The organism is Rhodococcus sp. MS13 (genome assembly GCF_013277835.1).
Lineage (GTDB): Bacteria > Actinomycetota > Actinomycetes > Mycobacteriales > Mycobacteriaceae > Rhodococcus_F > Rhodococcus_F erythropolis.
In genome coordinates, this window is sequence record NZ_VBTL01000012.1 from 26,025 (window position 1) to 38,248 (window position 12,224).

Genomic DNA, 12,224 nt, shown 5'->3' on the forward strand with positions numbered 1-12,224 from the left:
CCCTCAGACTCGGAAAGTACAGTGGTAATGCCCGAGCTACCACCGCGTACCTTCATGCGCGGGCGCGCCACACCTCAAGCCCACACACCGAAAGAGCCCAATCGATGCCAAGCGGTTCCGATAGTCGCGGTCCCAACAAGAACTCCGGGGCCAAATCAGCCAAGGCCATCAAGGCCGCCAACAAGAACAGTCGGCCGGCCAAGAAGGGCAAGGGCGGCGTCCCCGCTCCCCGCCAGATCCCCTGGCTGTCGATCGGCGCCGGTGTGGCTGTGCTCGCACTCATCGCCGTGCTCGGTATCAATCTGTGGCCCAAGGTCGAGGAGCGGCAGGCCCTCGAGCCGTACAAGTACAGCTCCGAGAACAAGGATCCGTCCGACAAGATCGACGGCGTCCTCAAGATCGAGTACCCGGCCGGCCAGCACGTCGATTCCACTCAGCGCGTGGCGTACGACCAGACCCCGCCGTTCGGCGGCCCGCACGACGCCACCTGGGCGAACTGCACCGGAACCGTGTACGCCGACCCGATCCGCACCGAGAACGCCGTCCACTCGCTCGAGCACGGCGCCATCTGGATCACGTACAACCCCGATCTCGTCGACCAGGACCAGATCGACAGCCTCGCCGCGCGCGTCAACGGCAAGTCCTACATGCTGATGTCGCCGTACCCCGGTCAGAGCAGCCCCATTTCTCTGCAGTCGTGGGGCCATCGCCTCGAGATCGACAAGGCCGACGACGATCGCATCGATCAGTTCATCACCGCGTTGAACCAGAACCCGAACGTCTACCCCGAGGTCGGCGCGAGCTGCACCAACCCGCTGTTCACCCCGTCGACGTCGCCGTTCGATCCGACACCTCCGGGCGCCGACGCCATCCAGATGGACGGCACGGGCGCTACCCCGGCCACCGACGAGCAGGTTCCCGCCGGTGGATAGTTCGCAGAGCATCGATCAGCCTTCGAAGCCGAGCCAGCGCACCGCACTGCTGATCATCGGTCTGATCGGCGCGATCGCCGTCGGTTTTGCCCTCGGCGCACTGACCAACCTCCTCGGACCCGATGCGAAGTCGTCACTGACCGTTCCGGCCTCGGATTCGGTGGACGTGGGCTTCGCGCAGGACATGAGCGTGCATCACAGCCAGGCCGTCGACATGGCGTCCATCGCCCTGACGAAGTCCACCGACAACGACGTACGCACGCTCGCGTTCGACATCTTGACCACGCAGCAGAACCAGCTCGGCCAGATGCAGGCGTGGCTGACCATGTGGGATCAGCCGCTGTCCAAGGTGGGCCCGTACATGGAGTGGATGTCGTCCGATTCGGGCTCTGGCCACGGATCGCACGGGACTTCGGCCACGATGGACATGAGTCATTCCGGGCCGGTCGACACCATGCCCGGCATGGCGTCCCCCGAGGACCTTGCGGCTCTCCGCGCGGCGGAAGGCCTGCAACTCGACACCTTGTTCCTGCAGTTGATGCTTCGTCACCACGAAGGTGGGCTTCCGATGATGGAGTACGCAGCTGCCGACGCCACCGAGGGTCCGGTGCGCAGCCTGGCGCAGACCATGGTCAACACGCAGCAGAGCGAGTCCAAGCTGATGACCGACATGTTGGCAGCTCGCGGCGCAGTGCCGCTGCCCATGAACTGAACTGCACTGCACTGCACTGAACTGAGCTGAACCGAGAATGTTCAGACCCAACTGGGCCTGGTCCTGAATTTCAGGACCAGGTCCAGTTTTCTACCTCCGGCATGTCTTCGAGGTGCTCGACGATGTAACGCGAGTGCTTTTCGAGCTGTGTCCGGCAGAACTCCGCCAACTCGGACGCCCCGGCCGGCCGACGCTTGGAGCGTCGTAGCGCCTCGATCACCAGGTGGTAGCGGCTCATCTTGTTGAGGACAACCATGTCGAACGGTGTTGTGGTTGTTCCCTGTTCACTGAATCCGCGAACGTGGAAGCGTTCGGGACTCGGACGCCCGTGAATCAGTTCGTGCACCGCACGCGAGTACCCGTGGAATGCGAACACTACGTCGGTCTGCGCGGTGAACAGGTCGAGGAAGACCCGCTCCCCAAATCCGTGGGGATGTTCGGTTGGCGTCAGCAGGGCCATCAGATCGACGACGTTGACGACGCGGGTGATCAGTTCGGGCGTGTGATCGCGCAGCAACTGTGCAGCAGCCAGGATCTCCTGCGTCGGCACATCTCCCGCAGCGGCCAGGACCACGTCCGGTTCCTGTCCGCGAGCCTCGGTTCCGGCCCATTCCCAGACCGAAGCGCCCGCCGCACAGTGCTCGTGCGCTTGCTCGAGCGTGAGGTACTGCAGATGCGGTTGCTTGTCCACGACTATCAAGTTGACGTGGTCGGTACTACGCAGGCAGTGATCCGAGATCGAGAGCAAGGTGTTGGAATCCGGCGGCAGCCACACGCGGATCACACTGGGTGCCAAGGGAATAACGGCGTCGATCATGCCGGGGCCCTGATGACTGAATCCGTTGTGATCGTTGCGCCAGCATGTACTGGTCAGCAGCACGTTGAGCGAAGCGACGGACGCCCGCCACGGCAGGTCGACGGCATGTTGGAGCCACTTGGCGTGCTGGATGAGCATCGACACACTCACCATCGCAAATGCTTCGTAGCTCGCGAACATCCCGTGTCGACCGGACAACAGATAACCCTCGAGCCACCCCTCGCAGAGGTGCTCGCTGAGGACCTCCATGACACGACCGTCCGCGGACAGCCCGTCGTCGTAGTCGGTGATCGGCAGTTGCCAGCAGCGGTCGGTTGTCTCGAACACGGCGCCGAGGCGATTGCTCGACGTCTCGTCCGGACAGAAGAGTCGGAAGATCCCGCCGCTGTCCTCGGTTTCCGTGGCGGCGTAGATGTCGCGCAGAAGCTCGCCGAGCACTCGCGTCGTCTCGTGGAAGGTCGAACCCGGGGATTGGATGGGAAGCGCATACTTTTCGAGCGGCGGCATCGGGAGATCGACTCGAAGTCGTCCACCGTTCGCGTAGGGAGTGCTCCCCATGCGCTTGTCCCCCGCCGGCGAGAGCGCCGCCAGGTCCGCGACGAGTGATCCGTTGGCGTCGAACAACTCGTCCGGACGGTACGACCGCATCCACTCTTCGAGTTGCCGCAGATGCGATTCGTTGGTTCGCACGCCGGACAACGGCACCTGGTGCGCACGATGTGTGCCCTCGACCAAGATTCCGTCGACGGTGTGTGGACCGGTCCATCCTTTCGGCGTTCGCAAGACGATTGCCGGCCACGAACCCGTCCACTCCTCGCCGCGGCGTGCGGCACCCTGCATCTCGCGGATCTTCTCGTGTGCCTGCGAGATCGCTTGATACAACTGAGGAAACACGACGTCGGGGTCGTCACCGGAGACGACGATCGGCGCCCACCCCTGGCCGCCGAGGTAGGCCTGAATGTCTTCGTCGCTGCTGCGCCCGTACACGGTCGGGCCCGCGATCTTGGCGCCGTTCACGTGCAGGATCGGCAACACCGCGCCGTCGCGTCGTGGATTCAAGAACGCCGGGAGCTTCCACGAGCCGGACAACGGCCCGGTCTCCGCTTCGCCGTCGCCGATCACACAGGCCACCACGAGGTTCGGATGATCGAAGGCAGCGCCGGCCGCATGCGCAAGGGCGTAGCCGAGCTCGCCTCCTTCGTGGATGCTTCCGGGTGTCTGCACACTCACATGGCTGGGCACTCCGCCGGGAGCCGAGAATCGCCGACACATCCGGTGGATACCCTCGGCGTCGTCCGAGACTTCCGGATAGATCTCCGAATACGTTCCCTCGAGATACGTCGACGCGACCAGCGCCGGGCCGCCGTGCCCCGGGCCGGTGACGTACAGCCAGTCAGCATCAGTGGTGACGATGTGCCGATTGAGGAGCGTGTAGATCATCGACAGGCCGGGGCTGGTCCCCCAGTGCCCGAGCAGTCGAGGCTTGATGTGCTCGGCTCGCAACGGTTCCCGCAGAAGCGTGTTGTCTTTCAGATAGATCTGCGCAACGGTCAGGTAGTTGGCCGCTGCCCACCACTTCAGGTCGAGCGCGAGCTGGTCTTCGGAATAGTGGTGATCGGTCATCAACGACTCCCGTACCTCACGAGGGTGCCCGAGCAGTCCGCCCGAGCCTGTGCTCAGAGCCGAGCCTAGGCGTAAAAAGCATCCGAGTCAGTCGGTACAGATGATTCGACGACCATGGTCCCCGGCCGCATCCTCGACTGCCTCCCGCGACGACGCCATGCCGAGACGGGTGCCGGTTTGGTCTTGTCCCCCCGTGATGCGCTACGCTAACGCAGCCCAATCGGCACACCGAGTATTCGGTGCGCCCCCGTAGCTCAGGGGATAGAGCGTTCGCCTCCGGAGCGAAAGGTCGCAGGTTCGAATCCTGCCGGGGGCACCACGAAGACGCAGGTCAGCGATTGATCTTCGACTTCTCCACGGTGCCGCACCAAAATAATCAGGGCAATCTATCCGACTACTGTCGATCTCATGCCTCGCATCGATCCTGCTCCCACGTACACGATGCGTCAGCTGGCTGCGTTTGTGGCGGTAGCCGAGACCGGGACGATCAGCGGCGCGGCCGAGCGCTTGCACCTCTCCCCCTCCGCCCTGTCCGCGTCGCTCACCGAACTCGAACGCGCGCTCAAAGTTCAACTGTGCGTTCGCCGTCGCTCATTCGGCATTCAACTGACCCGCACGGGTGAATCCGTTCTGGTGCGCGCCCGGGCGCTACTTCAGCAAGCCGGGGAGCTCGAATCCGATGCGCTCGGAACCGGCGGAAGCGTGTCGGGGCCCATCGCGATCGGTTGCTATCCCGCTCTGGGGCCGACGGTATTGCCGTCGATGATCGCCGGGTTCACCCGTGAGAATCCCGACGCGCAGGTGGAGTTCCGCGAGGACACTCAGAATCGGCTCCAGACACATCTCGAGAACGGCGAGTTGGACCTCGCGATCGCTTACGACCTGGACCTGTCTCCACAATTGCGCACAGTTCCGTTGGCCATCCGCGAACCCTTGATCGTCCTGGGTGCAGAACACCCACTCGCGCGGTCCGAGCGACCGATCCATCTTCCGGACCTCGCGGACCACCCGATGGTTCTCCTCGACGCGCCGCCGAGCACCAAACACGCGCTCGACGTCTGCCGCGCAGGCGGATTCATCCCGAAGGTTGCATACAGAACCGCGAACTTCGAGACGGCGCGGGCATTTGTCGGACGCGGACTCGGCTGGACGCTGTTACTCCAGCGCCCCAAGATGGACGTCACGTACGAGGGGCTCGAGGTAGTCGTCAAGACCATCGCTTCCCCTGTCGTGCCGTCGGTGCACGTAGTTCTCGCGTGGCACCAGAACACTCGCCTCAGCCGCGTCGCACGCGCTTTCATAGAATTCGTTTCACCCTCGGAACCTGCCCAATAGTCCCACTACCAGGCAGCGGAGCTGATTCCACGCATTTTCCGTGCAAGAACCTCCAATTCTTTCGCTTTTCAATTGTTGTGGCGCACGTCATTGTTTCTTCAAGCCACATTCATCTCGAAAGGCACTTCATGACCTCCATCGCCTCACCGACCGCTACGCGCACCGCCGCGACGGTCAAGGCGCGCAAGGCCGCCCTCGGCAGCTTTGTCGGCACCGCCATCGAGTGGTACGACTTCTTCATCTACGGCACCGCCGCCGCGCTCGTGCTCGGCAAGCAGTTCTTCCCCGGCACGTCCGATCTGGCCGGCACCCTGGCCGCCTTCGCCACCCTCGCCGTCGGATTCGTCGCGCGTCCCATCGGCGGAATCGTGATGGGCCACTTCGGCGACCGCATCGGACGCAAATCCATGTTGGTCACCTCGTTGATGCTGATGGGCTGCGCCACCGTTGCCATCGGCCTGCTACCCAACTACGCCGCCATCGGCGTCTTCGCCCCCATACTCCTGGTGACCTTGCGATTCGTTCAGGGACTCGGTGTCGGCGGCGAGTGGGGCGGCGCAGTTCTGGTCGCCACCGAAAACGCACCGGAGGGCAAGAAGGGGCTGTACGGCAGCGCACCACAAATCGGTGTTCCCGCAGGCGTACTGGTGGCCAATCTCGTCTATCTCCCCCTCGCCGCCTTCATGGACGACGATGCATTCAACTCCTGGGGATGGCGAATCCCGTTCCTGCTCAGCGCAGTTCTTGTGGGCGTTGCGATGTGGATCCGTCTCGGCCTCGAGGAAAGTGACGAGTTCACCGCTTCGAAGTCCGAAGCACCGGCGGAGTCCATGCCGATTCTCGAGGTTCTCACCAGACACTGGAAGACAGTGCTCCTCGCCGGTGGAACCTTCATTGCCACCAACGGAATTGCGTACGCGTACATGGTTTACGTGCTCAAATACGGCGAGACCGAACTCGGCTTCAGCAAAACCACGATGCTCTTCCTCCTCATCGCATCCTGCCCGTTCTGGATGGCGGGAATGGCTTTCAGCGCTCACAAGTCGGACACTCTCGGACGCCGAACCGTCTACATCCGCAGTTCGATCACCCTGGTAGTGGCGGCAGCGGTGTTCTTTCCGCTGATCGACACGGCGATCGTCCCGGTGATGCTCGTATCGATGATCGCCCTCGGCTTCACGCTCGGCTGCTGCGCCGGCCCACAAGCGGCGCTGTTCGCCGAATTGTTCCCCGCACACATCCGCTACAGCGGAGCGTCACTCGGCTACCAGATCGGCGCAATCCTCGGCGGCGGTCTGGCCCCGATGATCGCCACCGCGCTCTACGCCGCCTTCGACACCTCGTTCGCCATCACCGTCTACTTCGCGATCATTGCCGTGATCAGCCTGGTTTCCATCCTGCTACTCCCGGAACCTCAACTGATCCCGAAAAACACTGCCGCACAGAAAGCCTCGTGACCATGTCGACCTACTTTCATCCGAAGAAGTACGCACCCGAGGACTTCGCTTCCATGGCGCCTTCGGCCGACGCACTTCCCGTCGTGATCGTCGGAGCCGGCCCAGTCGGCATGGGCGTAGCCATGGGCTTGGCCCAGCGCGGCATTCCCGTCACGATTCTCGAAGCGGCCGATCAGGTCTCGTTCGGCAGTCGCGCGATCTGCGTGTCACGGCACAGCCTCGAAGTTGCCGAACGCCTTGGTTTCGGTGCCGAGCTGGACGACATCGTTCTGCCGTGGGTGGGTGGTCGGAGTTACTACCGCGATCAGGAAGTACTGCAGTTCCGGATGGCATCCGCCGAGCACGACGCGCGCGGACCCATGGTCAACGTCTCGCAATCCGAGTTCGAACAGATCATGACCGACAAATTGCTCGCCCACCCACTGGTGAACTTCCACTGGTCGTCGTCGATCGCCGGCATCTCCGGCGGTGACGACGAGGTAACTCTGACCGTCGACACCGCGTTCGGAACCCGCGAACTGCGTGCGGCGTGGGTCGTGGCTGCCGACGGTGGACGCAGCAAGATGCGCGAACTCAGCGGAATCCGCTTGCAGGGCAACAGCTACGAGGGCAACTACGTCATTGCCGACATTCATTGGGAATCGGAACTCCCGGCCGAGCGTCTGGTGTGGTTCGACGCACCCAGCAACCCGGGCTCCACGATCATCATGCACCGCCAACCACGGGACATCTGGCGCATCGACTACCAGCTCGACGCGTCGGACGATCCGGAAGCGGAGACGCAAGAAGATCGCATCCGTGACCGCATCACGCGTCACCTCGAATGGCTCCAGAGCGACATCCCCTGGACCCTGGAATGGTTCGGCTTCTACCGCGCCCATGCACTCGCCCTGGAAGATTTCACTCACGGCCGTGTGCTCTTTGCCGGCGACGCCGCGCATCTCGTTCCGATCTTCGGTGTTCGTGGCCTCAACTCTGGCATGGAAGATGCCGAGACCCTGGTGTGGCAACTGGCGGCCGTCATCAACGGAGCTGCCGATACCGCCATCCTCGACGCGTATTCGAAGGAACGTCGCAGCGCGTGGCAGCAGAACGTCGACAATGCAGGCAAGTCGACGCTCATCATGTCGCCCGGCAGTCACGGCTACCGGACCACCCGCGACGCCGTACTCGAACTCGCCACCAAGCGAAGCGAATTCGCGCACCTCATCAACCCGCGCCAGTCGAGTGCAACGCACGCCCGTCTCTCGCCGCTGACGTGGCCCACAGCTGCGGGCACCGAGGGCGTACTGCCCGGGGATCCGTTGGAAGACAGAGTCGTCCAGGTCTCGGTCGACGGTTCGGCATCCTCCTTGAACAGTCTGCGCGGTACTGGATTCGGCCTGCTGGCTTTCGGACTGTCAGCTGAGCTGGTATCCGAACTCGACACGCAAGCCGAAATCCTTGCTCAGGCCCTTGCACCGGAAACCGTACGGGTGATCACCGCGGGAACTACCGACTCCACGATTCCCGATGCCGAAGGCAATCTCGCATCTGCCCTCGGTGCTCGTGTCGGCGAGATCTTCGTGATTCGGCCCGACGGATTGGCGCTCTGCCGCATCAGCGATCCCACGCAATTGAACGACGTGGCCAAGCACCTCACCGCCGGCACTGCGCCGACGCACTTCGATACGGCACAGTCGGCGACAACTGCGGTGATCGACGACGAGGGCCACCGCGAGCACGTCTGGTTGGCACTGTCGAATGCACTGGATCAGGCTGATCCGTCCGACCGCGAAGCCATGTTGGTGCGTCTTGCCTTGATTCTCGGTTCGCAAGCTACGTCGACGAGTTTCGACGCAGCCCTGAAAGACGCAGCCCCGAAAGACGCAGCCCCGAAATCTGCCACCCGATAGTTCAGACACAGCAACTCGGCCGCGCAGGATTGTCTCCTACGCGGCCGAGCGCATTCGCGGATGAAGCAAGTATTCAGTTGACCTCGGCCAATTCCTTTTCTTCCTCAGCGCGCCTTTCACGCACGGATCTTCCCCGCAGCGACCTTCCACGTACCAGCGGCGAGACGGTGATCGCCAAGCCCACCAGCGCGACTCCGGTAACCAGGATCAGTCCGGGATGGAACTGTTCGAATCCGGCGGTACCGGCACCGGACGCGGTGTGCGATCCGGCGGTCACGAGGGCGGTAGTCAGAGCGAGTACGAGCGCCGCACCGACCTGAGCGGAGGTGTTCACCAGCCCGGACGCCAAACCCTGTTCCGAGTCGTCGACGCCCGAGGTGGCCTGGGCCATGATCGAGGTGTAGCCCAACGCGAATCCGAGTCCGAGCAGGATGACGCTCGGCAGAATCGCCACGACGTACGACGGTGAATCGCTGCCCGCGAAGAGGAACCAGAGGTACCCGACGCTGAGCGAGGTCAGTGCCGCGATGATCAGCTTGGCACTGCCGTACAGGTCGACCAGCCGTCCGACGAACGGCGATCCGAAGGCGACGATGATGCCCGCGGGGAGCAGTGCCATCGCCATCTTCAGGGGCGACCAGCCGAGGGCCGACTGCAGGAAGATCGTCATCATGAACTGGAAGCTCAGGTAGGAACCGAAGAGCGCGATGATGGCCAGATTCGCACGAACGATGGTGCCGACGCGCAGAAGCCCAAGTCGCACAAGCGGATGCGCCACCTTCTTCTCCACGAAGAAGAACGTCGCCAGAAGCACGGCAGCGACGGCGAACGAACCCAGCGTCATCGGGTGTGCCCACCCACGGGTCGGAGCCGAAACCATCGTGTACACCGTCAGAAGCATTCCCGTCACCAGGGTGACGGCGCCGACGAGGTCGTGTCCCCCGGCATCTGCGGGACGGTCCCGCGGAATGAGGAAGTACCCACCGATCAGCGCGATGACGGCAAACGGAACCGGCATCAGGAACGTGAATCGCCAACCGGCACTGGTCAACAGCCCACCCAGGATCAGGCCCGACGAGTAACCACTGGCGCCGAACACGGAGAACACGGACAGCGCACGGTTACGAGCCGGGCCCTCTTTGAACGTCGTGGTGAGAATGGACATTGCAGTCGGCGCAGTGAAGGCCGCCGCCAGTCCCTTCACGAATCGTGATGCGATCAGCAGTGTTCCGTTGTCGACAAGGCCACCGACCAGCGAAGCGATTGCGAACACGGTCAGCGCGATCAGGAAGACCTTCCTGCGCCCGAGAAGATCGGCGGTACGTCCACCGAGTAGCAACAAGCCGCCGAATCCCAGGACGTAGCCGTTGATGATCCACTGCAGCGAAGTAGTGGACAGGCCCAGTTCATTGCCGATGGACGGTAGAGCGACGCCCACCATCGACACATCGAGACCGTCGAGGAACAACACGAGGCAGAGCACCGCGAGGATGCCCCACAGCTTGAGGGACCAGCCCTCTCCTGTGGCCGGATCCGTGGATTCCGTAGAACCCGGGGATTCCGGCGAATCGAATGGTTTGAGTGTCGAGTCTGTGCAAGTCACGTCAGCGAGAATAGATGCACATGCACTTAATGCACAAGCATTTAATGCAATTGCACGTAATCGAGTCTTCAACTAGAATGCGGTCGTGACGTCGGAATCGGAATTGCGCAACACCTGGCGCTCGTTGTCGACCAGCTACAACGACATCGCGTGCGAACTCGATCGCCAGATGCAGTCGGCGCATGGGCTGAGCATGAGCGACTTCGAGGCTCTCGACCGGCTCATGGACGCCACGTGCGAACGTCCACGCATGCAGGAGCTTGCCTCGGAGATGTACCTGAGTCCCAGTGCGCTCTCCCGTAGCGTGGCCCGTCTCGAGAAGGCCGGACTGGTTCAGCGAGCACTGTGCGAAGCCGACCGGCGCGGAGTCTTCATCGACGTCACCGACAAAGGTCGTCAAGTACACACGGAAGCCAGCAAAATTCAACTGGCCGTGCTGGATTCACGCCTGCGCGAGCAGTAGCCCTACGTCGGAGCAGCACCGCACCTCGCCCGGCCGCCGGGCGAGGACCGTTCAGGACTAGACTGAGCACATACCGGCGCGCCTTTCTGTTGCCGTCGGCGATCGACAGCAGCGCAGCCGGCACGCCTTCACGCGATCCTGGCCGAGGCAATCTGCCAGCGTTCCTGCGGCTTCTGCTAGTCCCTCAGGCGCCTGCCTGACATCTCTACCTGCTCCTATCGAGAGATACACAATTGAACAACGCACGCACCCTTGGAGTCATCGGACAGTCGAGCAAACCGGCAGAACGCCGGTTGCCGATCCATCCTGCGCATTTCGATCGCATCGATGCCGAACTACGTTCTCGGATCTACCTCGAAGAGGGTTACGGCCACCCCTTCGGCTACTCCGACGACTACCTCTCGCGTCTGGTGGCCGGAATCCGCACGCGCAAGCAGATTTTGGCGGAAACCGATGTGGTTCTGCTACCGAAGCCGTTGGCGGCCGACCTCGCCGAACTACGGTCGGGGCAGGTTCTCTGGGGCTGGCCGCACTGTGTCCAGGACACCGAGCTGACACAGATCGCGATCGACAAGAAACTGACTCTCATCGCCTTCGAAGCGATGAACTTCTGGCACAGCGACGGATCGTTCAATCTGCATGTGTTCCACAAGAACAACGAGTTGGCCGGCTATTGCTCGGTACTGCACGCCCTGCAGTTGATCGGTTCCACCGGAGACTACGGCCGCCGTCTCACTGCTGCCGTGATCGGTTTCGGTGCCACTGCACGCGGCGCTGTCACTGCACTCAAGGCGCACGGTATCCACGAAGTGGACGTACTGACTCAGCGCGGCGTCACCGCCGTCAGCTCCCCCATCCACTCGGCGCGAATGGTCTCGTTCGACAACAACAACGGCGACGTCCGCGGCAGCCATGTCATGCTCGACAACCACAGCGTGCCGGTACCGGGCTTCCTGGCCGAGCACGACATCGTCGTCAACTGCGTACTGCAGAACACGGATGCCCCGCTGACGTTCCTGACCGAGGAAGATCTCATGGACTTCCAACCCGGAAGCCTCATCGTCGACGTCTCGTGCGACGAAGGCATGGGGTTCAGCTGGGCTCGTCCAACCTCGTTCGCGGATCCGACCTTCATCGTCGGCGACAACATCACTTACTACGGCGTCGATCACAGCCCGTCGTACCTGTGGAACTCCGCGTCGTGGGAGATCAGCGAATCACTTCTTCCCTACCTGCCCACTGTGATGGCAGGAGAGACGGCCTGGAAGGCAGACGAGACCGTCGACCGCGCCATCGAAATCCGTGACGGCGTCATCGTGAATCCCGCCATTACGCGTTTCCAGCACCGTTCGGCGGACTACCCGCACGCTGTCATCGCGGAATAGGC

The 12,224-nt window shown here is 62.8% G+C and carries 9 protein-coding genes and 1 tRNA gene; 8 read left to right on the forward strand and 2 right to left on the reverse strand.

Translation table 11 applies throughout. From position 1 onward, the window contains the following. Positions 1-104 precede the first annotated feature (104 nt). Entirely contained in the window at positions 105-932 is an 828-nt protein-coding gene (locus tag FEZ59_RS25005; protein WP_172933353.1) for a DUF3105 domain-containing protein, read from the forward strand. Next, positions 925-1,644: a DUF305 domain-containing protein gene (locus FEZ59_RS25010; protein ID WP_172933354.1), complete on the forward strand. Its 720-nt coding sequence runs from the start codon at positions 925-927 to the stop codon at positions 1,642-1,644. Before FEZ59_RS25005 ends, FEZ59_RS25010 begins: the two co-directional genes overlap by 8 nt. Before the next feature lie 70 nt (positions 1,645-1,714). On the opposite strand, the gene FEZ59_RS25015 is transcribed toward FEZ59_RS25010, so the two are convergent. Then, the gene (locus tag FEZ59_RS25015) at positions 1,715-4,084 is read right to left on the reverse strand and encodes a phosphoketolase family protein (protein ID WP_133729319.1); all 2,370 of its coding nucleotides are present in this window, start codon (positions 4,082-4,084) and stop codon (positions 1,715-1,717) included. A 243-nt stretch (positions 4,085-4,327) separates the two neighbouring features. Here FEZ59_RS25015 and FEZ59_RS25020 point away from each other — a divergent pair. From FEZ59_RS25020 to FEZ59_RS25035, 4 genes are all read left to right on the forward strand, one after another. Next, a tRNA-Arg gene (locus tag FEZ59_RS25020) sits at positions 4,328-4,403 on the forward strand. Between the two features lie 89 nt (positions 4,404-4,492). Next, complete coding sequence (locus FEZ59_RS25025; protein ID WP_172933355.1) at positions 4,493-5,419, forward strand: LysR family transcriptional regulator; 927 nt, start codon at positions 4,493-4,495, stop codon at positions 5,417-5,419. A gap of 128 nt (positions 5,420-5,547) precedes the next feature. Then, positions 5,548-6,876, forward strand: coding sequence for an MFS transporter (locus FEZ59_RS25030; RefSeq protein WP_172933356.1), 1,329 nt, complete (start codon positions 5,548-5,550; stop codon positions 6,874-6,876). 2 nt (positions 6,877-6,878) lie between these two features. Then, positions 6,879-8,771 carry an FAD-dependent monooxygenase gene (locus FEZ59_RS25035; RefSeq protein ID WP_172933396.1) on the forward strand — a complete coding sequence of 631 codons (1,893 nt, stop codon included), beginning with the start codon at positions 6,879-6,881 and terminating at the stop codon, positions 8,769-8,771. Between the two features lie 73 nt (positions 8,772-8,844). Here FEZ59_RS25035 and FEZ59_RS25040 read toward each other — a convergent pair whose 3' ends face one another. After that, a complete protein-coding gene (locus tag FEZ59_RS25040; protein ID WP_020908302.1) occupies positions 8,845-10,374 on the reverse strand; it encodes an MFS transporter in 1,530 nt (509 codons plus the stop codon). Between the two features lie 85 nt (positions 10,375-10,459). Here FEZ59_RS25040 and FEZ59_RS25045 point away from each other — a divergent pair, with 85 nt between their 5' ends. Next, on the forward strand, positions 10,460-10,837 hold the full coding sequence (locus tag FEZ59_RS25045; RefSeq protein WP_172933357.1) for a MarR family transcriptional regulator: 378 nt from the start codon (positions 10,460-10,462) through the stop codon (positions 10,835-10,837). Between the two features lie 233 nt (positions 10,838-11,070). After that, positions 11,071-12,222, forward strand: a complete 1,152-nt coding sequence (locus FEZ59_RS25050) for a N(5)-(carboxyethyl)ornithine synthase (protein ID WP_172933358.1) — start codon at positions 11,071-11,073, stop codon at positions 12,220-12,222. The last annotated feature ends 2 nt before the right edge of the window (positions 12,223-12,224 follow it).

What these genes read in the sequence shown, in the direction of transcription:
- FEZ59_RS25025 (WP_172933355.1), top strand. Translation starts at nt 4,493, where the DNA reads ATGCCTCGCATCGATCCTGCTCCCACGTACACGATGCGTCAGCTGGCT.
- FEZ59_RS25005 (WP_172933353.1), top strand. Translation starts at nt 105, where the DNA reads ATGCCAAGCGGTTCCGATAGTCGCGGTCCCAACAAGAACTCCGGGGCC.
- FEZ59_RS25030 (WP_172933356.1), top strand. Translation starts at nt 5,548, where the DNA reads ATGACCTCCATCGCCTCACCGACCGCTACGCGCACCGCCGCGACGGTC.
- FEZ59_RS25015 (WP_133729319.1), bottom strand. Translation starts at nt 4,084, where the DNA reads ATGACCGATCACCACTATTCCGAAGACCAGCTCGCGCTCGACCTGAAG.
- FEZ59_RS25035 (WP_172933396.1), top strand. Translation starts at nt 6,879, where the DNA reads ATGTCGACCTACTTTCATCCGAAGAAGTACGCACCCGAGGACTTCGCT.